Genomic DNA, 20,898 nt, shown 5'->3' on the forward strand with positions numbered 1-20,898 from the left:
CGAGAGGCCGAGCGCCGGACGGGGAGGCGTCTGGCGTGGCACCGACGGAGGACTCAAGCAACCGTGGACGCGCACAGCCGTGGACGGGCGGAGGACATCGACCCCGCCGACCAGTGGGTGCTGAACCCGCAGACCGGTAACTACGAACTGCGACTGGACCCTTCCTCTGCGCAGCCCACCCCGTCCGTGCAGGCGCACCCCTCAGGGGCCGCCCCTCGCGGCGGCTCCGCCCACCCCCCCGCGCAGCGGACCGCCTCCGACGCGCCCGACGCAGCCGACCGGTCGGCTGCGTCCGGCCGCAGGGCCGCCGAGGTCCCCGGCCAGCGCAGGCGCCGCGCCGCCGAACCCGCCGCGGGCGAGGGCGGCCGCAGGGCCGCAGGGCAGGGGCCCGCCAGCAGGCGCAGGCCCAAGCAGAAGAAGTCCCGCGGCAGGAAGGCCCTCATGTGGACGGGCGGGGTCACCGCCTTCGTCCTGGTCGGCACCGCGGCCGGCTACTACTACGTGAAGGGCCGCCTCGACGACAACATCACGACGTACGACGTCGGCAACGCGGGCGGCAGCAGCGGCTTCAAGAAGGACCAGGCCATCAACATCCTGGTCATCGGCACCGACAAGCGGACCGGCTCGGGCAACACCGGCTACGGCGACAGGAACAGCCCCGGCCACGCCGACACCACGATCCTGCTGCATGTCTCCAAGGACCGGACGAACGCGACCGCGCTGTCCATCCCGCGCGACCTGAAGACCCAGATCCCGGACTGCACGGTGGACACCGGCGAGGGGAAGCGGGTCATCCCCGGGCAGGTGTCGGCCCGCTTCAACGAGAGCCTCGGGCAGGCGGAGCGCGGCCCCGACTGCACCATGGCCACGGTCAGGAAGCTGACCGGCGTCCCGATCGACCACTTCATGATGGTCGACTTCAACGCCGTGAAGACGCTCTCCACCGCCGTCGGCGGGGTCGAGGTGTGCGTGGAGAAGGACGTCGACGACAAGAAGTCCGGGCTGAAGCTGCCCGCGGGCACGAGCGTCATCGAGGGCGAGCAGGCCCTGGCGTTCGTCCGCACCCGGCAGGCGTTCGGGCTGAAGAGCGACCTGTCCCGCATCCAGACGCAGCAGCAGTTCATGGGCGCGATGATCCGCAAGATGAAGTCGGGGGACACCCTGACCGACCCGGGCAAGCTCTGGGACCTCGCGAACGCCGCCACGCAGGCCCTCACGGTGGACACCGGCATAGGGAGCGTCGACCGGCTCACCGAACTGGCCCAGGAACTCGCCAAGGTCGATCCCGAGAACATCAGCTTCGTGACGCTGCCGGTCGTCGACAATCCGAACGAGACGGTCAAGGCGACCGTCGTCCTCGACGAGGCCCGGGCCCCGCAGCTCCTGTCCATGCTCCGCAACGACATCTCGCTCACCGAGGTGAAGAAGAAGGAGCAGGACGCCAAGAACGCCCAGGCCAAGGCGCAGAACGCGCTCCTCGAAGGACCGCGTGCCGAGGCCGGCCGGGTCCGCGTCGACGTGTACAACGGCAGCGGAGTGCGCGGCGGCGCCCAGTCGACCATCAGCTGGCTGCAGAACGAGCAGGGCGTCCGGCTGTCGACGAACAAGGCCAACGCGCCGGCGGACATCCCGAAGACGACGCTGGAGTTCGCGCCGAACCAGATCGAGCAGGCCCGGAAACTGGCCGACCTGATGGGGCTTCCCGCGTCGGCGCTCAAACAGGGGACCGCGGAAGCCGGGGAGCGGGAGCCGATGGTGCTCACCCTCGGCCAGGACTTCACCGCCGCGGGCGTCCCGATCACCGGTCCGGCGAAGGCGCCGGAGGGTGTGCAGAAGGTAGAGGCGGACAAGCAGGTGTGCGCCAAGTGACGTGCGCCGCCTGCCCATACAGGGGAGACGCGGGTGGGACACAGCAGCGTGCGTGGGGAGGGAACGCGGGGAGGCGTTCCGCACGCCCGTGAGGTCCGGGAGCCGGACTGGGACGACGGATCCGGAGGGACCGGCACAGGGGTTGCCGACCGCCCGGACGGCCGCGACGGCACGGGTACGGACACGGGTACGGGTACGGGTACGGACGGCGGCAGCGGTGACTCCGGCGGCCGCGGCCGGCGCAGGAGGAGCGCGGGCGGTGCGGCGGGCCGGGCGCGGGGCCGCCGCAGGGCGAAGAGCCGCAAGCGGAAGGTGCTCCGCTGGACCGCCTCGGTGCTGTCGCTGCTGATACTCGGCACGGCGGCGGCCGGCTACCTCTACATCGAGCACCTCAACGGCAACATCCGCAGCGGCAACCGGGCCGGCGGCGACAGCGGCGTGAAGAAGGCCGCACCGAACGCGCTCGGCGACACCCCGCTCAACATCCTGCTGATCGGCTCCGACAGCCGCAGCGACCCGAAGAACGTGGCGCTCGGCGGCGGCAAGGACCTCCGGGACCAGCAGCCCCTCGCCGACGTGCAGAAGCTGCTGCACGTCTCGGCGGACCGAAAGCACGCCGCGATCGTCTCCATCCCGCGTGACACGATCGTGCGCATCCCGGAGTGCGTCGGCGACGACGGCACGACCTACGCGCCCGTCGCCGACCGGCCCATCAACGAGACGCTCGGGCGCGGCGGCCCCGGCTGCACCCTCACCACCTGGGAGACCATCACCGGGGTCTACATCGACTACTGGATGATGGTGGACTTCGCCGGGGTCGTGGCGATGGCCGACGAGGTCGGCGGCGTCCCGGTGTGCGTCAAGACCGGCGTGTGGGACCGGCCGACCCGCCAGGTGAAGGGCGGCTCGGGGCTGAAGCTGCCCGCGGGCACCCACGAGGTCAAGGGCGAGCAGGCGCTCCAGTGGCTGCGCACCCGGCACGCGTTCCGCAACGACCAGGGCCGGGCCAAGGCGCAGGCCATGTACATGAACGGCATGATCGAGAAGCTCCAGGGCCAGGACGCCTGGACGGACACCGGGCGGCTCATGGGGCTGGCCGAGACCGCCACCAAGGCGCTCCAGGTGTCCGAGGAGATCGACTCGGTGCAGAGCCTGTTCGACCTGGCGATGCAGCTGCGGGACGTCAAGCTGGACCGCCTCACCACGGTGACCGTGCCGACGACCGAGTGGAGCGGGAACCGGAACAAGCTCGTCATGGTCGAGCGGGCCGACAAGATCTGGTCGATGCTCCGCGACGACGTCGCCTTCGACAAGAACGGCGACCCCGCGGGGACCAAGCCGACCGCGTCCGCCTCGGCGCCCGCGAAGCCGAAGGGACCGGACGCGCAGGCACCGGGCGCGCTCCCCGTCACCGTGGTCAACGGCACCGGCGGCAACCAGGAACCCGCCGTCCCCGGCCGGGCCACCGCCCTGGCGGAGGTGCTGCGGGGCAAGGGCTTCACGCAGGCGGCGGCTTCCCGCGGCGCCGAGCCGCGCAAGGACACCGTGGTGCAGTACCCGAAGGCGGAAGGCGACCAGGGCCGCGCCGATGCCCTGTCGGTGGCCAAGGCGCTCGGCCTGCCGGGTTCCGCGGTCCGGGCGGACGCCGGGGCCGAGGGCCTGACGCTGGTGGTCGGAGCGGACTGGCGCGAAGGCACCGCGTACGAGAAGCCCAAGGCGGAGGCCGGCGACCTGCCGGACGGCTCGGACGTCCTGCGGGGCGACCAGAAGGACTGCATGGACGTCTACGAGGTGTACCGCTGGGACGGCGGGAGCTGACCCGGGCCCGACACGACGAGGGGCCCGCCGCGGGTGTCCGTGCGGCGGGCCCCTCGTCGTGTCGCGTCGGTGCGCGGTGTCAGCCCTCGGCCGGCACGACCGCCGGGCGGCGGCTGGCGATGACCTTGCGGGCCAGCGCGCGGGGGCTGGTCAGGAAGCCGAAGCCCCAGGACATGTGCATGGTGGCGAGCGCGACGGGGATCTGCACCCGGGCCTTCCACGGCAGGCCCCTGCCCGCCGGGACGGACCCGAGGAGGATCGCCGCGAGGTAGCCGCCCGGGACGGCGAAGCCCAGCGGGGTGAGGGCCGCGCCGACGACGAGGCCGGCGGCGATGGCACACAGCGCCACCGGCGGGGCCAGGTAGCGCAGGTTGATGGAGCCCTGGTGGTACCGCGCCACGACGTGGCGCCAGCGGCCGTAGTCCTTGTACTGCTTGGCGAGCGCGCGGACCGTGGGGCGCGGCCGGTACTGGACGCGCAGCTCCGGGGAGAACCAGATGAGCCCGCCGGCCTCGCGGATGCGGAAGTTCAGCTCCCAGTCCTGGGCGCGGATGAACTCCTCGTTGTAGCCGCCCTGCCGCTCCAGCGCCTCGCGGCGGAACACCCCGAGGTACACGGTCTCGGCGGGCCCGGCCTCGCCGCCGGTGTGGAACGCGGCGTTGCCCACGCCGATGCGGGAGGTCATGGCGGCGGCGACGGCCTGCTCCCAGGCGTTCTCGCCCTCGGCGTGCATGATGCCGCCGACGTTGTGCGCGCCGGTCTCCTCCAGGAGGCGCACGGCGGTGGCGATGTAGTTCGGGGACAGCATGCCGTGCCCGTCGACGCGCACCACGATCGGGTGGCGGGAGGCCTTGATGGCGGCGTTGAGCGCGGCGGGGGTGCGGCCCGTCGGGTTCGGCACGGTGCGGACGCGCGGGTCCTCGCGGACCAGTTCGGCGGCGATCTCGTCGGTGCGGTCCGCGGACGGGCCGAGCGCGATCACCACCTCCATCTCGCCGTCGTACTCCTGCGCCAGGATGTGGCGCACCGCGTCGCGCAGGTACCGCTCCTCGTTGAGGACCGGCATGATCACGGAGACCGGGGGCTGGGGCATGGTTCCTCGGGGGTACGGGGGCCGGGGGCGCCCCGGAAGACTGCAAGGGCGCCCGACACGTTACCGCGAACGGGGGACACCGGTGCGCGCCGCCCGGCCGCTGCGGGCGTCCGCTGATCGTATGGGCCTACTGTGCGTACGGTCCGGTCCTGCCGCCGCCGTCGCCGCGGCCGGTGCAGCCGCCGCCCCGTCCCCGTGCCCGCTCCCGTGCCCGTCCGCAGCCGCCCGTTCCCGTCCCGCCGCCGATCCCGGCGCCGGCCGGTCGCCGTCCGCGTCACCGCCGCCGCCGATCCGGCCGCCCGCCCCGTCGCCCGCGCCGCCCCGCGGAGGTGCCCCCGTGCCCACACCGCCCCGCCGCCGCCCCGTACGCCCGGGTCCGCCGCCGCCCGTCCGCCGGGAGGCGGACGCGCCCGCGGTCCGGCCGCCGGCCGGACGGAGGCCCCGGCGGTGGGCGGCGCGGGCGGCGACCGCCCTGTCGGTGCTGGTGCTCGCGGCGAGCGGCGTCGGGCACGCGGTGATGACGAGCCTGGACACGGGCATCGGGCGGGTCGACGCGTTCAAGGACATGAAGAACCGCCCCAAGGACGGCGACGGCACGAACATCCTGCTCGTGGGGACCGACGGCCGCGACGACATCTCCGCCGCCGACAAGGCCCGCTACCGGCTGGGCGGGACGCCCTGCCGCTGCACGGACACCATCATCCTGGCGCACATCTCGCAGGACCGGCGGCGGGCCAGCCTGGTGTCCCTGCCCCGCGACTCGTACGCGGAGCTGCCGGAGCACACGGACGCGACGACGGGCAAGCAGCACGGGCCGCACCCGGTGAAGCTGAACGCCGCGTACGCGGAGGGCGGGCCCAACCTGACGGTCCGCACCGTGGAGCGCATGACCGGCGTGAAGATCGACCACTACCTGGAGGTCGACTTCACGTCCTTCATGCGGACCGTGGACGCGGTCGGCGGGGTGCGCATCTGCTCCGTCCGGCCGATGAAGGACGCGAAGACGGGGCTCGACCTGCCCGCGGGCACGCACCTGCTGGACGGCGGGCAGGCGCTCCAGTACGTGCGGTCGCGGTACGTGGACGGGACGTCGGACCTGGGGCGGATGCAGCGCCAGCAGCGGTTCCTCGCCGCGCTGGTCGACCGGGCGTCGAGCGACCCGGCGCTGCTGAACCCGATGCGCTTCCGGCGGGTGGTGGCGGCGATGGCGGGCTCGGTCAGGGCGGACGAGGGGTTCGGTGCGGCGGAGATGGTGGCGCTGGCGAAGGCGATGCGGGGCTTCAGGACCTCGTCGTCGGAGTTCACGACGGTGCCGGTGGAGCCGGTCGGGGCGGCGGTGCAGGGCGTCGGCTCGACCGTGCAGTGGGACGCGGAGGGGGCGCGCCGGCTGTTCGACGCGATCCGCGAGGACCGGCCGCTGGTCACGGCGGAGCCCGCCCCGTCCGGGTCCGCGTCCGCGCCCGGGTCCGGCTCCGAGGCGCGGCGGAAGCTGGTGGACGTGCCGCCGGAGCAGGTGCGGGTGCAGGTCTACAACGGGACGCAGCTCGACGGCCTGGGCGCCCGGGTGGACGCGGCCCTGCGGGGTACGGGCTTCCGCACCACGCGCACCCCGTACAACGCTGAGGTGCGGGACGTGGTGCGCACGGTCGTGGCGTACGACCCGCGGTGGGACCGCTCGGCGAAGACCCTGGCCGCGGCGCTGCCGGACGCGGAGCTGCGGGAGGTACCGGGCCAGGGCCCGGTGATGCGGGTGACCGCGGGCACGGCGTTCACGGAGGTCCGGCCGGTCCGCGGCGAGACGCAGGTGGTGCAGGCCCCGAAGGGCGGGTACGCGGCGGTGACCGGCGACGAGGTCACCTGCGCCTGAACCGGGGCCGGCGGGCCCTCCAGGGGAGTGCGCCCGGCCGGGCCGGGCCCTGCGGCGTCAGTCGTCGAGGCCCTCGGCCGCGCGCTTCTCGCGGAGCTCCTTGATCGCTCGCCGGCGGGCGAGGCGGTGTGTCCGGCGAATCTGCGCTTCCTGGTACCGGCGCTTGTCGCGCTCCGTCTCGGGAATCACCGGGGGTACCGGACGCGGCTTGCCGTCCGCGTCGACGGCGGCGAAGACCAGGTACGCCGAGCCGACCTGGGTGGCCGGGGTCGACTCGTTCCAGCGTTCGGCCAGCACCCGCACGCCGACCTCCATGGAGGACCGGCCCGTCCAGTTGACCTGCGCTTTGACGTGGACGAGGTCACCGACCCTGACCGGCTCCAGGAAGACCATCTCGTCCATGGACGCGGTCACCGCGGGGCCGCCGGAGTGGCGGCCGGCGACGGCGCCCGCCGCGTCGTCCACGAGCTTCATGATCACGCCGCCGTGCACCGTGCCCAGGAGGTTGGTGTCGTTGTGGGTCATGATGTGGCTCAGCGTGGTCCGGGACGCGGAGGTGGGCTTGCCCCGGAGGATGGCCTGATCTGTCATGCCCTCCACCATATGCCCGGACGTGTGGCGGTCCCGCATCGTGCCTGATTGCCACAGGTTCGCCACAGGGCGGGTCCGATTCGCCACCCGGCCTGTAAGGGGCGGGGGCGCGAGCGGCACACTGTTCCGCATGAATGACTGGCCTCAGGGATGGTCCGACGACCGCGACGCGCGCCTCCGCCGTGGGAACGGGCCCGTCCCGCCCGCTCCGGCCGCGCCGCGGCGGCGGCCGAGCGTGCCGCCGCAGCAGTCGCAGGGCCACGACGGCCCGTACGACAGCGGGTACAACACCGGACAGGTGTACGGCATCCCCGCGGCCCGCAGGGCGGGCCCGGGCAGCAGCCGGCGGCGCCGTACGGCACCGGGCAGGGGGTTCCGGCGGCCCGGGTCGCGCGGGCGGCCCGGGTGGTCCGGGCGGGGCGCGGCCGGCACCGGACTGGCGCCGGCGCATCAAGATCGGTTCGATCACCGTGGCCGCGGTGCTGGTGGTGACCACCGTCGCCACGTACTTCTGGGCCGACGGCAGGATGCGCCGCGAGGTGGCCCTGTCCAAGGTCATCGAGCGCCCCGAGGAAGGCGCCTGCACGACGTACCTGATCGTGGGCTCGGACAGCCGTGAGGGCCTGACCGCCGAGGACCGCAAGCGGCTGCGGACCGGCGCCGCCGAGGGCAAGCGCACCGACTCCATGATGATCCTCGCGGCCTGCTCCAGCGGGAACACGATGATCTCGCTGCCGCGGGACTCGGACGTCGAGATACCGACCTTCGTCGGGTCGGAGTCCGGCAAGACGTTCAAGGGCACGGGGCGGCGGGTGAAGCTGAACGCCGCGTACGCCGAGGACGGGCCGGAGCTGCTGGTGCGGACGGTGGAGCACAACACGGGGCTGCGCATCGACCACTACGCGGAGATCGGTTTCGCCGGTTTCGCGAACATCGTCGACGCGCTCGGCGGGGTCGAGATCGACATCGAGAAGGGCTTCAAGGACAAGAAGTCGGGCGCCGACTTCCAGGCGGGGCGGCAGACCCTCGACGGCGAGCAGTCCCTCGCCTTCGTCCGCACCCGGTACGCCTTCGCGGAGTCGGACCTGGCCCGCACGAAGAACCAGCAGAAGTTCCTCGCCGCGCTCGCCGGCCAGGCGGCCACGCCGGGCACGGTCCTCAACCCGTTCCGGCTCTACCCCACGCTGGGGGCGGGCCTGGACACGCTGATCGTGGACGAGGACATGTCGCTGTTCGACCTGGCGGAGATGTTCTTCGCGATGAAGGGGGTCAACGGCGGCGACGGTACGTCCATGAACATGCCGATCTCCGGCAGCCGCGGCAGCAACCTCGTCTGGGACAAGGAGAAGGTCCGGCAGCTGGTGCAGCAGATCCAGAACGACGAGAAGGTCACCGTCACCTCGAACCGGTGACCGGTGCCCGGTGCCCGGTGACCGGCCGCCGCGGCCGGGCACCGGCGGCCCTGCCGCCTCTCCCCCGCCGCGGCCCCGCAGCCCGCAGCCCCCGCACGGACCAAGGACGGTCAGGCGCGGGGGCCCATGGACGATGCCCGGGGCGGTCCGCCGAGGCTTCCGGCCCGCGGGCGGCCCGCGCAGGGTCGGGCCCCGAGGCGGCCTATGGCGCGCCAGGCCTCGGGCGGCCCGCGCAGGTCAGGCCCGGGGGCGGCCCATGGCGCGGAAGGTCCATCCGGCCTCGCGCCACACGGCCGGGTCCAGGGCGTTGCGGCCGTCGAGGATGATCCGCCGGTTCACGACCTCGCCCAGCGCGGCGGGGTCGATCTCGCGGAACTCCCGCCACTCGGTCAGGTGCAGCACCACGTCCGCGCCGCGGGCCGCCTCCAGCGCGCTGTCGGCGTAGCCGAGCGTGGGGAAGATCCGGCGGGCGTTGTCCATGCCCTTCGGGTCGTACACCGTGACCTGGCCGCCCTGGAGGTGGATCTGCCCGGCCACGTTCAGCGCGGGCGAGTCGCGCACGTCGTCGGAGTCCGGCTTGAAGGCGGCGCCGAGCACGGCGACGCGCTTGCCGAGGAAGGTGCCGTCGCCGAGGGCCTCGCGGGCCATGCCGACCATCTGGCCGCGGCGCCGCATGTTGATGGAGTCGATCTCCCGCAGGAAGGTCAGGGCCTGGTCGGCGCCCAGCTCGCCCGCGCGGGCCATGAAGGCGCGGATGTCCTTGGGTAGGCAGCCGCCGCCGAAGCCGATGCCGGCGCGCAGGAACTTGGCGCCGATGCGCTCGTCGTGCCCGATGGCCTCCGCCAGCTTCGCCACGTCGCCGCCGGCCGCCTCGCAGACCTCGGCCATGGCGTTGATGAAGGAGATCTTCGTGGCGAGGAAGGAGTTCGCGGCGGTCTTGACCAGCTCGGCGGTCGGGAAATCCGTGACGACGAACGGCGAGCCCTCGCCGATGGGCGTCTCGTACACCTCCCGCAGGATCTTCTCGGCGCGCTCGCTCTCGACGCCGACGACGATGCGGTCCGGGTGCAGGGTGTCCTGCACGGCGAAGCCCTCGCGCAGGAACTCCGGGTTCCAGGCCAGCTCCACGTCGGCCCCGGCGGGGGCGCGGTCGGCGAGCAGCCGCGAGAGCCGCTCGGCGCTGCCGACCGGCACGGTGGACTTGCCGACGACGAGGCTGGGCTTGCGCAGGTGCGGCACCAGCGACCCGAAGGCCGCGTCGACGTACGTCATGTCGCAGCCGTACTCGCCGTGCCGCTGCGGCGTGTTCACGCACACGAAGTGGACGTCGCCGAACTCGCCGACCTCCTCCCAGGAGGTGGTGAACCGCAGCCGTCCCGTGGACCCCTCGATCCCGGCGACATGCTTGCGCAGCAGGTCCTCCAGGCCGGGCTCGTACATGGGGACGCGCCCGGCGGCCAGCATCTCGATCTTCTGGGGCAGCACGTCCAGGCCGAGCACCTCGAAGCCGAGCTCTGCCATGGCCGCCGCATGGGTGGCGCCGAGGTAGCCGGTGCCGATCACGGTGATCTTCAGGGCCATGTGTGCTGCTCCTGTGCTGTGCGGGCGGGTGCGCCAGGCCGAGCATAGCCGGGGCTCACCTGGGGCATTGTTCGGGCGGCACGGGCCCTGTCAGCAAGCTCACGCGATCGTCACATAGGCCCGGGCGCGGGGCGGGCACTAAAATCAGGGTTACTTAACGGTAGTTAGCACGCAGCTCAGGGGAGTGAGAGACAGATGGCGGGAACGCCTGACTTCGATCTGTACCGCCCGTCCGAGGAGCACGACATGCTCCGCGAGACCGTCCGCTCGCTCGCCGAGGCCAAGATCGCCCCGTACGCCGCGGCGGTCGACGAGGAGGCCCGCTTCCCGCAGGAGGCGCTCGACGCCCTGGTCGGCTCGGACCTGCACGCCGTGCACGTCCCGGAGAGCTACGGCGGCGCGGGCGCCGACGCCCTCGCCACGGTGATCGTCATCGAGGAGGTGGCCCGTGTCTGCGCCTCCTCGTCGCTGATCCCCGCGGTGAACAAGCTGGGCTCGCTGCCGGTCGTCCTGTCGGGTTCCGAGGAGCTGAAGCAGAAGTACCTGCGGCCGCTGGCCCAGGGCGACGCGATGTTCTCGTACTGCCTGTCCGAGCCGGACGCCGGCTCGGACGCGGCCGGCATGAAGACGAAGGCGGTCCGCGACGGCGACCACTACGTCCTCAACGGCGTGAAGCGCTGGATCACGAACGCCGGCGTGTCCGAGTACTACACGGTCATGGCGGTCACGGACCCGGAGAAGCGCTCCAAGGGCATCTCCGCCTTCGTGGTGGAGAAGTCCGACGAGGGCGTCTCCTTCGGCGCGCCCGAGAAGAAGCTCGGCATCAAGGGCTCCCCGACCCGCGAGGTCTACCTGGACAACGTCCGCATCCCCGCCGACCGCATGATCGGCGAGGAGGGCACCGGCTTCGCCACCGCGATGAAGACCCTGGACCACACCCGCATCACCATCGCGGCCCAGGCCCTCGGCATCGCGCAGGGCGCCCTCGACTACGCCAAGGGCTACGTCAAGGAGCGCAAGCAGTTCGGCAAGCCCATCGCCGACTTCCAGGGCGTCCAGTTCATGCTGGCCGACATGGCGATGAAGCTGGAGGCCGCCCGCCAGCTGACGTACGCGGCCGCCGCCAAGTCGGAGCGCGTCGACGGCGACCTCACCTTCTTCGGCGCCGCCGCGAAGTGCTTCGCCTCGGACGTGGCCATGGAGGTCACCACGGACGCGGTGCAGCTCCTCGGCGGCTACGGCTACACCCGCGACTACCCGGTCGAGCGCATGATGCGCGACGCGAAGATCACGCAGATCTACGAGGGCACGAACCAGGTCCAGCGGATCGTGATGGCCAGGAACCTGCCGTAGCGCGGTTTCGGCAGGTCAGAGCCGGTCCTGAGGCTCCTGAGGAGCGCTCTCGGCTTTCTGCCCGTTGCGGCCTGATCAGGGCTGTTGATGGGCGTCGTGCTGGGGGAATCCTGGGGGCCGGCGATGCGAGAACAGCCGCTGACCAGCACAAACGAATGCAGCCCCCGGTGCGTCACCGGGGGCTGCCGTCGTGTGGGGATCAGACGTGTGACCCACCACAGAAGCTCCGGCCACGTCGGCCGGGGCTTCTTCTGGGGCTGCGACTACGCGACCGGGCAGGGCAGGGCAGGCATCGAGCGATTCGGGGAGCACGTCACCACTGCCAGGGACAGATACGAGGGGCGCTCCAGATAGAAGCCATACGACACATCAGCACCCGAGTGCAGTCGCTCAGCGGCAGCGCTCACCAGTCGGGCCAGGCGGGTTGTGTCCCGGTCGTGCTCAGAGGCGAAGCGGGGCGCCAACTCGGTCAGCCGTTCGTCGACCCATCCCGCCGCTCTCTTGGCTTCATCCCAGGTGCCACGAACTGACGCGCACGGCTTGATGAGCCAGTACGCCGTTTCCAGCGGTGGCAGATCAGACAGGGGGAACTCCGCTGCCACCTCTCGGTAGCGCTGGATCAGTTCGGGCTTGCTGCCGGGCGGGGGCGGCTCGGGATGCGGGGGCCGCCGTAAGGCTTCCTGGTCGAAGCGTTCCCTCGGGCCGACCCACAGATAGCCGTGATGGTGGTGCACCAGCCGATTACCGTTCGGTGATGGGGGTTGCGGGACCAACCGGCCCGGCTTGTGTGGAGGGGAGGCCGGGCCGGTCGGCGACGGCGGAGGGTCAGACGTTCAGACCGAACCGCGCCGGGTCGATCCCGGCCGCGTCCAGCTCCTCCGTGGTGAACCGCAGCGGCTGCGCGTCCGGCCGCTTGCTGTCGCCCAGGGCCCAGGCGTCGTCACCGATCCGGGCCAGGGTCACGCACCCTTCGGTGCAGGGGCCGCCACACGCCTTGACGAACGAGGCCCCGTTGATGTCGAGCGCGTACAGGTCGGTTCCGTTCAGCATCACTGCGCCTTCCTGCCAACTGATCGCGGCCATGGCTGACCGCCGCCGCCCGTACGGGCGGGAGTGAAAGGGGGAGAGCCGCGCTTCAGCGGCCGGAACGCTTGCCGGACTCGGCGCACCGCGCGCACTTGCACGGCGGCCACGCTGAAGTCATCAGAGGTGCCGGATCGTCGCTCGCCGACACTGCCCGCTCGGGCTCCCATGTGTGCCCGGAGTCACGGGAAACGCGCATCGTCATCAACGGCCGGTCACGGAGCAGCCGCTGCGCCGCTCCCCTGCGCGTCACGCGTGTTCCTCGGCTCGGTGGCGGCGGAGCCTCACGTTGCCGTGTGAAACCCCGCTGTGGTCCCCTGCGGATCGCGCGTTCTCGCGAGCGACCGACAGTGAGAGGCACGTACGACAACCCGGTCTGGGAGACGGCTCATTTGGCCCCTCCATCAGGCTGATTGCCGATGCGGTCGACGTCGGATCGGAGGTTCTCTCTTCGCTCCCCATGACGCCATCTTCGGCTGGCCCGGTGGCGGACCTCTAGGCTGTTTCCTGTTCTCGCAAGAACTCGTTTCGGATGCCTTCGAGCAGGCCCCGCATTCTGTCACCTGACAGAGCTACGGCTGCGAACCCATCAAATTTGTCCACGTACAGCCCCACGTCTTTGGGGTCCGTAACGACGACTTCAGCGTGAACGGTCTCCATCGTCACCATGCGGTCATCGCGAATGACGAATGCATGATTGGCGATGTCGTGCTGCTGCATCGCCAGCGGTACGACTCGAATATCGACGTGAGGCAGGCGCGACATGGAGGCGATGCGGTCGAGTTGCGCCGCCATCATCTGCGGGGGGACAATTCTCCACCTCAGCACGGGTTCCGTGATGACGAACCGAAGTGATTTCGTGCCGTCGTAGAGAACCCCTTGCCGTTCAAGTCTCCCGTTGATCGTGCGCGTGACGGCTTCTTCACTCAGGCGGTGCCGTTTCAGAACGGCGCGGATGTACTCGGGGGTTTGCAGCAGGCCGGGGACCAGCGCCGGTTGAAAGAGCCGCAGCGTCGACATCTGGGCTTCCAGGGCCTTGGCGGCTTGCTGCCCCTTGTGGACGCCGATGCGCTTCAGCAGCCGCCACGCTGTCGCTTCCGTCGCCGATGCTCGGGCGGCCTCCGTGTACTCGGCCTTGACCTCATCCGAGACGCCGATGGCGGTCAGGATGCGTTCAACGTCCGGGGCGCTCGGTGCGACCTTGGCATTCTCGATCTTGGACAGCTTGGACGGAGACATGAGGGCGCCGCGGGCCACTGCCTTGGCTTCCTTTCCGGATGCCATGCGCAGCGCCCGCAGCGCGGCCCCAAGCTGTGCTCTGTTCACGCCCCGTACTTGGCCCACCATTCGGTGAATGGTTCTGCGTGCGCAAGTGCCGTGTCACGGTACCTGGCGAACTCTGCTGCCCGGTCCGGCTCCAGCACCTGCGAACCCAGATATTTGCCTGCACTGTCGTAGTTCATCACGGCCACGGACTCCGAGTCGAAGCACCAGAAGTCCGGAACGCCGGGTAGAGGATTTGGTTTGTCGGTGGTGTCGAGGATGAAGAACTCCTCGCCTCCCGCCATGTTCTTCCGGTAGCCCCACCCGAGTTCGAAGCAAAGGTAGTCCGTAAGCGGGCGCGACAGGATGTGCACCCGATAGACCCGCTTCCCGCTGTCGGTGTGCGAACGGAGTTCCTCCACCCACCCGGCGTTGTAGTCGTCCGGCTGGGGCTCTCCGGCCAGGTAGGCGTGATACGCGTCGACGTTCCCGGACCTGCTGTAGTCGTCCAGGGTCTCCAGACGGAAAGCCTCACGCTCGAACGAGTCGAAGAGGTCGCCGAGAGTCTTAGATGAGGTTGTCACGGACGGCCTTCCGGAGCAGTTCCATCGGGATCTCGACCAGCGTTTCATGAGCGGGAATCCGAAGCCCGTGGTCGGTCGGCGTCTCTCCCTGCACCAGGAAGGTGCCGCGATCCGTCGCGTAGATCGTCGGGCAGTCCTTGATATCGCACGTGCTGACCAGCTTGGTGACCTTCATGGTCCGGGTTCCCCTCCCATGCCGCTGCCAGTGCCTCCCACCCGGGTCGATGCTCCCGAGAGCCGGATGTGCGGGTCAAGCGATCGCGGTTGACGGAACGGGAAACCGCGTAACCTCCGCATGCCTGCTTGTCCAGCGGATCGTGATGGCCAGGAACCTGCCGTAGCCTTCCGGGCCGGGCCGGAGGCGGCCGCGACGCGCGCACGTCAACACTCCGGTCCGCCCCGGCTCCGGGGGCGGGCCGCCTGCCTCCGCTCGCCGCGGCGGCCACCGCCCCTGCGCCGACACAGCAGCCCCCGGCCCCGCGCCGGGGGCTGCTGCCGTACGCGGATGGGGGCGTACGTGCCTGGTGCCCGGCCCTCGGGCGGAAACGCCTCCGTGCGGTCCTGCTGGTCCGAGCGCGCGGGCATCCGGGCCGGTCCGGTGCGGCTGGCCTGGGGTTTCGGTGGCGGGAGCCCCCGAGATTTGAGTGACTTCTGAGGCGGAATTATGGCCTCCGCCATAGCGCGGGGTGTGCGCCCTTGATGGGGTGGGTCTCGACCGAACGGGCACCGGTGGCGCCCTGCCTGACCAGCAGGGAGCCACCGTGTCCGCTGCAAGACCCATGGGGGAACAAGCATGTACACGGGAGCCTTTTCCCGCACCGCTCTGCGCCGTACGACCGTGACCGTGGCGAGCGTCGCCGCGGCCGCCGTCTTCACCACCACCGCCGCCCACGCGGCGCCCGCGCGGAGCGCTGACAGCAAGCCGACGACCGCCGCCGCCCAGGCCGCCGCCGTCGTCGAGAAGGCCACGGGCACGGCCGACATCGTGCCCGCCGCGACCACGCCCGAGGGCTCGCTGCGCGCGGTCGTGGCCACGGAGCGCGGCGTGAACACCGTCACCGCCCCCGCCACCACGCGGGGCGTCGTCGAGGCCTCGGCCGGGGACGGCGGCACCGTGGGGATCGGCCTGCCGGACGTGGGCACGGGCTCCGCGACCGCGACCGGCAACGGCACGATCGTCTACCCGGGTGCGGACTCGGCCACCGACCTCGCGGTCCAGCCGACCGTCAACGGCGTCCGCTCCCTGGTCGTCATCAACAACGCCTCCGCCGCCAAGGAGTACCGCTTCGACCTCCACCTGCCGGCCGGTGCCGTGGCGGAGAAGCAGGAGGACGGAAGCGTCACCGTCAGCAAGGGCGAGGAGCTGCTGGGCACCTTCGACGCGCCCTGGGCCAAGGACGCCCGCGGCGAGGCGGTGCCGACGTCCTACCGCGTCGAGGGCGGGGCGCTCGTCCAGACGGTCGGGTTCGACAAGGACACCGCCTTCCCGGTGGTCGCCGACCCCAGCTGGTGGGACCAGACGAAGTTCATCGCCAAGTGCAGCGCCGCCGTCGCCGGCGTCCTGCTGACCTTCGTCCCGGCGGGGTCCAGCATCAAGGTGGCCCGCGCCGTGGCCCTGTTCAAGAAGTACGGTGCCAAGAAGACCGCCACCATCATCTGGCGCTTCGTCAACGGCAAGCGGGTCGGCTCGAAGGAGCGCGAGGCGGTCAAGGCGTTCATCGGTATCACTGCCATTTCCAACGCATGCCAGAAGTGAGGTGACGTGATGGGTGTCATCGAGAAGGTGGCCGTCGTGGCACTGGCGGTCGAGGTCGCCGTGATGGTGCTGGCGCGGGTCGGCACCGAGCGGCGCCACTGGAGCCACTACAAGAAGCGCGGCCCGGTTCCTGACCGCCGCGACGACATCACGCACGCGTCCGGCGTGCTGTACGGGATCGCCGCGCTCGCGGTGGCCGCGGCGGCCTTCACGGTGCCGCTGGAGTGGTCCCTGTCCACCGTCGGGACGTTCGCGCTCTTCGGCGTGCTGCTCCCGGCGCTGGCCGCCAACTCGGTCATGGTCCTGGCGACCCGGGGCCGTCCCGACCGGGCCCCGCGCTGGTCGCAAGGGCTGGCGTACGCGGTGGCCGCGGGCGGCGGGCTGGTCTCGGTCGGCCTCGCCGTCTGACGCCCGCACCGGCGACACCACCTGTACCTGAGGGTCCGGGGCCTGCACGGCCCCGGGCCCTCGGGCTTTCCGGGCGGGCCCGGACAGCCCCGGCAGGTGCCTGCCGGGGACTGCTGCGAAACCGGTTCTATCCGTGGCAGGCGCACGTGCAGGTGATCGCGAACCACGGCTTCTCATCGGGGCCGGGCGGGTCGGAGTCGTACACCTCCATCGGATGGCACACCTCGTGCTCGCCTCCCTCGCACTCCTGCGTCCGCCCGGTCCGCCAGGAGTCGGCGATCACCTGCTCCGTCGTGCGCTCTTCGGTCACCGCGCGCCGCCCATCAGCTCGGACACGTCCGGCAGCGGCGGGAAGTGCGGCGCGCAGGCGGGGCACGCGTACACGGAGAACCCCGGGCCGCTGGCCTGGTGCACCTCGGACACCACCACCGGCTCCTCCGTGACCCGCTCGCACCGCACGCACAGACGGACGGGCCGCCGCCCGCGCTGCGGCCCGCTCACCAGGCCGCCCCGGCGCCCAGCCCGCACGGGAAGCCGGGGCGCGGGGCCCACCCCCAGGCGGGGCCGGACCGCGCGCTCCTCCCCTGCCAGGAAGACGCCCCGGCCGCACAGGCCGCCTTCCCTCGGCCGGAGACATGCCGATCGATGGCATGCGCGGCGACCGGATCCCCTGTGGGGCCGCCTTCCAGCAGGCCGAACAGCCACGCGAGCAGCGCAGCGATAGGGTTTCGCATGTCCGAAGCTCCGTTCTTCGGTAGCCCCTGGGATTCGGCCCTTGCCCGGCCGCCCGGGGGCGCTTCTGTTTGCGTGCCCACGGTAGCGCAGTTATCCACGGTTATCTACGGATGCATGGAAACCTGCGGTCACCCACGCTGGCGCCATGGACCTTGATCGCACCCGCCCTCTGTGGAGGCAGATCTCAGCGGAGATCATCCGGCGGATCCAGGACGGGACCTACCCGCCCGGCAGTCGCGTGCCTTCCACACTGGAGATCGCCCAGGAGTTCGGTGTGGTGAACGCGACCGCGGCGAAGGCCATGCGGCACGTGCGGGAACAGGGGTGGACGCGGGGCGAGGTCGGGTTGGGAACGTTCGTCGCCGACCCGCTGCCGCCCAGCGAGTAATCGCCTCCCCGAAGCACCCGCCGTTGCCGCGCACCCGCCTCCCGTCACCGGCGTACGGCAGTTGGTCGGCGCTGCGGCCGGCCGCCAGGCGTCAGTGGCCCTCCGGATGTCGGCGCAGGAGGACGTTGCAGTCCGACACCGTGGCCTGACGTGAGGGAAGCTCCATCGTCAAGGCCGTTGGTGACCGGCAGCGCGCACCCCACGCCCCGGAGGGGTCGCCTGAGCGGCGGCAGCCCGCGGCGCGGCGCCGTCAGCCGGCGTACCGGCAAGTCCGCCCCCGACGTGGTGCAGGCAGGACGTGTCGCCCAAGGCATTCACCGTGCAGGGGGTGTTCGTCCTCGCCAGGCTCTCGCACAAGGAGCCCGCACCCTGATGTACCGGCGGTCGCCGTACGGGCGTGCGGGGGTGTCGGGGGGTGCGGTCACCCGTGGGGGTGAGTTGTCCTCGGGCGCGTGGGGCGGGAGGGGCGGGGGCGCTATACAGGCGGGATGTCTGTAGGCATCGGCGTATGCGCCACCGACCACACACTTGAGTACCGCGGATACCGGTTCGTCGCCCGTACGACGGACGCGGGGCAGCGCGGCACGGAGCCCGTCGTCCTGCTCGGCGGGTCCTCGCAGGACCGGTTCTCCTGGCTGCGGTACGAGCGGTGGCTGCTGCCGCACGGCGGCATGGTGACCCTGGACCTGCCCGGATACGGCGACGCCGATCCGCTGCCGGTGGAGCACGGCATGGACTTCCTCGGTGAGGCCGTGCGGCACGCCGTCGACGCGCTGGAGCTGCCGCGCGTCAACGTGTTCGGGGCCTGCTTCGGGGCCTCCATCGCCCTGCGGTTCGCGCAGCGCAACCCGGACCGGGTCGCGCGGCTGATGCTCGGCGGTACCGCCGTGCGCACCTCGCCCGAGTACGTCGCCTCCGCGCACCGGTGGCGCCGCATGGCGGACGCCGGGCGGCTCGACGCGCTGGCCGAGGACCTCGTCGAGCAGTTCATGGCCCCGCCGGACCACGGGGTCGTACGGCGGCGGTCGGCCGTGGCGCGGCTGCTGCGGCAGCGGTTCGGCAGCATGACGGAGCGGCAGCTGACCATGGACGTCACGCACCACGAGCGGCTGCTGACCCACCCGTGGAGCGTGCCCGACCGGTCCGTCACCGCTCCGGTGCTGGTCTTCACCGGCGAGCACGACGTGCTGACGCCGCCCGCCGCGGGGCGGAGCGTCGCGGCGGAGTTGGGCGCCCGGTTCACCACCATCAAGGAGTCGGACCACCTGGTGCAGCTGGAGCGGGACGCCGAACTGGCCGACCTGATGGTCCGCTTCTTCACCGACCGGCCGCTCGGCGACCTCCCGTACCTGACGCCCGTCGAGCGCTTCGCGCCCGTGTAGCGTCAGCCGTCCAGCTCCGCCAGGGTCGCCGTGGACGGGCCGCGGCGACCGGCCGCGTCCCGGGCGACCGCTTCCGCGTTGCGCAGCACGCGGACCGCGTTGTGCCAGGTCAGCTTGGCGATGTCGGCGCGGGACCAGCGGCGTGCCAGGAGTTCCGCGACGAGGTTCGGATAGCCCGCCACGTCGTCCAGCCCGGCCGGGGTGAAGGCCGTGCCGTCGAAGTCGCCGCCGATGCCGACGTGGTCGACGCCCGCCACCTCGCGCATGTGGTCGAGGTGGTCCGCGACGGTCGCCGCCGTGGCGACCGGCCGGGGGTTCGCCTCCTCGAACCGCGCGTGCAGGCGCATCGCCTCCGGCGTGGTGTCGAGGTGGTGGAAGCCGTGCGACCGCAGGTTCTCGTCCGCCCGCGCCGTCCACTCCACCGCCGCGGGCAGGATGAACTTCGGCACGAACGTGGCCATGGCCACGCCGCCGTTCGCGGGGAGGCGCTCCAGCACGTCGTCCGGGACGTTCCTCGGGTGGTCGCAGACCGCCCGGGAGGAGGAGTGCGAGAAGACCACCGGCGCCTCGGTGGCGTCCAGGGCGTCGCGCATCGTCGTCGCCGCCACGTGGGAGAGGTCCACCAGCATGCCGAGGCGGTTCATCTCGCGGACCACCTCGCGGCCGAACGCGGACAGGCCGCCGACCGCCGGGACGTCCGTCGCCGAGTCGGCCCACGCGATGTTGTCGTTGTGCGTGAGCGTCATGTAGCGCACGCCCAGCGCGTACAGGGCGCGCAGGGCGGCCATCGACTCGTTGATCGAGTGGCCGCCCTCGGCGCCCTTCAGGGAGGCGATGCGGCCTTCCGCGCGGGCCCGCTCCATGTCGTCCGCCGTACGGGCGGGCGCCAGCCGGTCCGCGTGGCGCGCCACGAGCCGGTCGACGCAGTCGATCTGCTCCAGCGTCGCGGTGACCGCCCGGTCGCCCGCGAAGTCGCTGCGGACGTACACCGACCAGAACTGGGCGCCGACGCCGCCCGCGCGCAGGCGCGCGAGGTCGGTGTGGAGGCGGCCCGTCTGGTCCGCGGCGACGTCCAGCCGGTCGAGGTCGTAGCCGCCCTGGGTGCGCAGCGCCCACGGCAGGTCGTTGTGCCCGTCCGCGACCGGGTGCTCGGCAAGCAGCTCACGGGCCTGCGCGAGCAGGTCGCGCGCCTCCTCGGGGCGGTCCGCCGGGGCCGTCACTGCGCGGAGCCGTACGGCGCCGAGCCCTCGGCCTTCGCCCGCAGGCGCCTGCCCTTCTCCGTGGCCTGGTCGTTGAGGTCCTGCTGGAACTCCTTCATCCGGTCGAGGAGCTCCGGGTCCTGGGTCGCCAGGATGCGCGCCGCCAGCAGGCCGGCGTTGCGGGCGCCCGCCACGGACACCGTGGCGACGGGGACGCCCGCCGGCATCTGGACGATAGACAGCAGGGAGTCCATGCCGTCCAGGTACTTCAGCGGCACCGGGACGCCGATGACGGGCAGCGGGGTGACCGAGGCGAGCATGCCGGGCAGGTGGGCCGCGCCGCCGGCGCCCGCGATGATCGCCTTGAGTCCGCGGTCGGCGGCCTCCTCGCCGTACGCGACCATCTCGCGCGGCATGCGGTGCGCGGAGACGACGTCGACCTCGTACGGGATCTCGAACTCGTCGAGCGCCTGGGCCGCGGCCTCCATGACGGGCCAGTCGGAGTCCGAGCCCATG

General features: G+C 71.9%; 19 protein-coding genes and 1 pseudogene. 9 read left to right on the plus strand and 11 right to left on the minus strand.

Going from position 1 to position 20,898, the window contains the following annotated elements:
- The first annotated feature begins 63 nt into the window (after positions 1-63).
- Positions 64-1,869 (plus strand): LCP family protein, encoded by a 1,806-nt coding sequence (locus L6E17_RS27725; protein ID WP_236243402.1) that lies wholly within the window; start codon positions 64-66, stop codon positions 1,867-1,869.
- 33 nt (positions 1,870-1,902) lie between these two features.
- Positions 1,903-3,687 carry an LCP family protein gene (locus tag L6E17_RS27730; protein ID WP_374109166.1) on the plus strand — a complete coding sequence of 595 codons (1,785 nt, stop codon included), beginning with the start codon at positions 1,903-1,905 and terminating at the stop codon, positions 3,685-3,687.
- A 79-nt stretch (positions 3,688-3,766) separates the two neighbouring features.
- Here the strand turns inward: L6E17_RS27730 and L6E17_RS27735 are convergent, their stop codons facing one another.
- Positions 3,767-4,780, minus strand: a complete 1,014-nt coding sequence (locus L6E17_RS27735) for a glycosyltransferase family 2 protein (protein ID WP_236243404.1) — start codon at positions 4,778-4,780, stop codon at positions 3,767-3,769.
- A 337-nt stretch (positions 4,781-5,117) separates the two neighbouring features.
- Between L6E17_RS27735 and L6E17_RS27740 the strand changes: the two genes are divergently transcribed.
- Complete coding sequence (locus L6E17_RS27740; RefSeq protein ID WP_236243405.1) at positions 5,118-6,647, plus strand: LCP family protein; 1,530 nt, start codon at positions 5,118-5,120, stop codon at positions 6,645-6,647.
- A 57-nt stretch (positions 6,648-6,704) separates the two neighbouring features.
- Here the strand turns inward: L6E17_RS27740 and L6E17_RS27745 are convergent, their stop codons facing one another.
- Positions 6,705-7,238 carry an acyl-CoA thioesterase gene (locus L6E17_RS27745; protein WP_236243406.1) on the minus strand — a complete coding sequence of 178 codons (534 nt, stop codon included), beginning with the start codon at positions 7,236-7,238 and terminating at the stop codon, positions 6,705-6,707.
- 130 nt (positions 7,239-7,368) lie between these two features.
- Between L6E17_RS27745 and L6E17_RS27750 the strand changes: the two are divergent.
- Positions 7,369-8,650: pseudogene (locus tag L6E17_RS27750) on the plus strand (LCP family protein).
- Between the two features lie 237 nt (positions 8,651-8,887).
- Here L6E17_RS27750 and L6E17_RS27755 read toward each other — a convergent pair.
- The gene (locus tag L6E17_RS27755; protein WP_236243407.1) at positions 8,888-10,231 is read right to left on the minus strand and encodes a UDP-glucose/GDP-mannose dehydrogenase family protein; all 1,344 of its coding nucleotides are present in this window, start codon (positions 10,229-10,231) and stop codon (positions 8,888-8,890) included.
- A 195-nt stretch (positions 10,232-10,426) separates the two neighbouring features.
- Between L6E17_RS27755 and L6E17_RS27760 the strand changes: the two genes are divergently transcribed.
- Positions 10,427-11,584 (plus strand): acyl-CoA dehydrogenase, encoded by a 1,158-nt coding sequence (locus L6E17_RS27760; RefSeq protein ID WP_236243408.1) that lies wholly within the window; start codon positions 10,427-10,429, stop codon positions 11,582-11,584.
- 263 nt (positions 11,585-11,847) lie between these two features.
- Here the strand turns inward: L6E17_RS27760 and L6E17_RS27765 are convergent, their stop codons facing one another.
- The 5 genes from L6E17_RS27765 to L6E17_RS27785 form a co-directional block, all read right to left on the minus strand.
- Entirely contained in the window at positions 11,848-12,318 is a 471-nt protein-coding gene (locus L6E17_RS27765) for a hypothetical protein (RefSeq protein WP_236243409.1), read from the minus strand.
- A 91-nt stretch (positions 12,319-12,409) separates the two neighbouring features.
- Positions 12,410-12,634, minus strand: a complete 225-nt coding sequence (locus tag L6E17_RS27770) for a DUF397 domain-containing protein (protein ID WP_124442010.1) — start codon at positions 12,632-12,634, stop codon at positions 12,410-12,412.
- 528 nt (positions 12,635-13,162) lie between these two features.
- The gene (locus L6E17_RS27775) at positions 13,163-13,993 is read right to left on the minus strand and encodes a helix-turn-helix transcriptional regulator (RefSeq protein WP_236243410.1); all 831 of its coding nucleotides are present in this window, start codon (positions 13,991-13,993) and stop codon (positions 13,163-13,165) included.
- Positions 13,990-14,514 (minus strand): DUF6879 family protein, encoded by a 525-nt coding sequence (locus L6E17_RS27780; RefSeq protein WP_236243411.1) that lies wholly within the window; start codon positions 14,512-14,514, stop codon positions 13,990-13,992. Before L6E17_RS27780 ends, L6E17_RS27775 begins: the two co-directional genes overlap by 4 nt.
- Positions 14,498-14,689, minus strand: coding sequence for a hypothetical protein (locus L6E17_RS27785; protein ID WP_236243412.1), 192 nt, complete (start codon positions 14,687-14,689; stop codon positions 14,498-14,500). Before L6E17_RS27785 ends, L6E17_RS27780 begins: the two co-directional genes overlap by 17 nt.
- 669 nt (positions 14,690-15,358) lie before the next feature.
- On the opposite strand from L6E17_RS27785, the gene L6E17_RS27790 reads away from it, so the two are divergent.
- Complete coding sequence (locus L6E17_RS27790; protein WP_236243413.1) at positions 15,359-16,270, plus strand: hypothetical protein; 912 nt, start codon at positions 15,359-15,361, stop codon at positions 16,268-16,270.
- Between the two features lie 9 nt (positions 16,271-16,279).
- Complete coding sequence (locus L6E17_RS27795; RefSeq protein ID WP_236243414.1) at positions 16,280-16,678, plus strand: hypothetical protein; 399 nt, start codon at positions 16,280-16,282, stop codon at positions 16,676-16,678.
- A 127-nt stretch (positions 16,679-16,805) separates the two neighbouring features.
- Here the strand turns inward: L6E17_RS27795 and L6E17_RS27800 are convergent, their stop codons facing one another.
- A complete protein-coding gene (locus tag L6E17_RS27800; RefSeq protein ID WP_236243415.1) occupies positions 16,806-16,988 on the minus strand; it encodes a hypothetical protein in 183 nt (60 codons plus the stop codon).
- A gap of 570 nt (positions 16,989-17,558) precedes the next feature.
- Between L6E17_RS27800 and L6E17_RS27805 the strand changes: the two genes are divergently transcribed.
- Positions 17,559-17,801, plus strand: coding sequence for a GntR family transcriptional regulator (locus tag L6E17_RS27805; protein ID WP_236243416.1), 243 nt, complete (start codon positions 17,559-17,561; stop codon positions 17,799-17,801).
- Between the two features lie 488 nt (positions 17,802-18,289).
- Positions 18,290-19,183, plus strand: a complete 894-nt coding sequence (locus tag L6E17_RS27810; protein ID WP_236243417.1) for an alpha/beta fold hydrolase — start codon at positions 18,290-18,292, stop codon at positions 19,181-19,183.
- 2 nt (positions 19,184-19,185) lie between these two features.
- On the opposite strand, the gene L6E17_RS27815 is transcribed toward L6E17_RS27810, so the two are convergent.
- A complete protein-coding gene (locus L6E17_RS27815; protein WP_236243418.1) occupies positions 19,186-20,403 on the minus strand; it encodes a dipeptidase in 1,218 nt (405 codons plus the stop codon).
- Entirely contained in the window at positions 20,400-20,897 is a 498-nt protein-coding gene (gene purE / locus L6E17_RS27820; protein ID WP_374109168.1) for a 5-(carboxyamino)imidazole ribonucleotide mutase, read from the minus strand. Before purE ends, L6E17_RS27815 begins: the two co-directional genes overlap by 4 nt.
- Position 20,898 lies beyond the last annotated feature (1 nt).

The organism is Streptomyces sp. CC228A, assembly GCF_021390935.1.
Lineage (GTDB): Bacteria > Actinomycetota > Actinomycetes > Streptomycetales > Streptomycetaceae > Streptomyces.

Excerpts from the sequence above, each read along its gene's own strand:
- purE (WP_374109168.1), bottom strand. The coding sequence starts at position 20,897 with ATGGGCTCGGACTCCGACTGGCCCGTCATGGAGGCCGCGGCCCAGGCG.
- L6E17_RS27805 (WP_236243416.1), top strand. The coding sequence starts at position 17,559 with ATGGACCTTGATCGCACCCGCCCTCTGTGGAGGCAGATCTCAGCGGAG.
- L6E17_RS27770 (WP_124442010.1), bottom strand. The coding sequence starts at position 12,634 with ATGCTGAACGGAACCGACCTGTACGCGCTCGACATCAACGGGGCCTCG.
- L6E17_RS27810 (WP_236243417.1), top strand. The coding sequence starts at position 18,290 with ATGTCTGTAGGCATCGGCGTATGCGCCACCGACCACACACTTGAGTAC.
- L6E17_RS27785 (WP_236243412.1), bottom strand. The coding sequence starts at position 14,689 with ATGAAGGTCACCAAGCTGGTCAGCACGTGCGATATCAAGGACTGCCCG.
- L6E17_RS27745 (WP_236243406.1), bottom strand. The coding sequence starts at position 7,238 with ATGACAGATCAGGCCATCCTCCGGGGCAAGCCCACCTCCGCGTCCCGG.
- L6E17_RS27735 (WP_236243404.1), bottom strand. The coding sequence starts at position 4,780 with ATGCCCCAGCCCCCGGTCTCCGTGATCATGCCGGTCCTCAACGAGGAG.
- L6E17_RS27755 (WP_236243407.1), bottom strand. The coding sequence starts at position 10,231 with ATGGCCCTGAAGATCACCGTGATCGGCACCGGCTACCTCGGCGCCACC.
- L6E17_RS27760 (WP_236243408.1), top strand. The coding sequence starts at position 10,427 with ATGGCGGGAACGCCTGACTTCGATCTGTACCGCCCGTCCGAGGAGCAC.
- L6E17_RS27795 (WP_236243414.1), top strand. The coding sequence starts at position 16,280 with ATGGGTGTCATCGAGAAGGTGGCCGTCGTGGCACTGGCGGTCGAGGTC.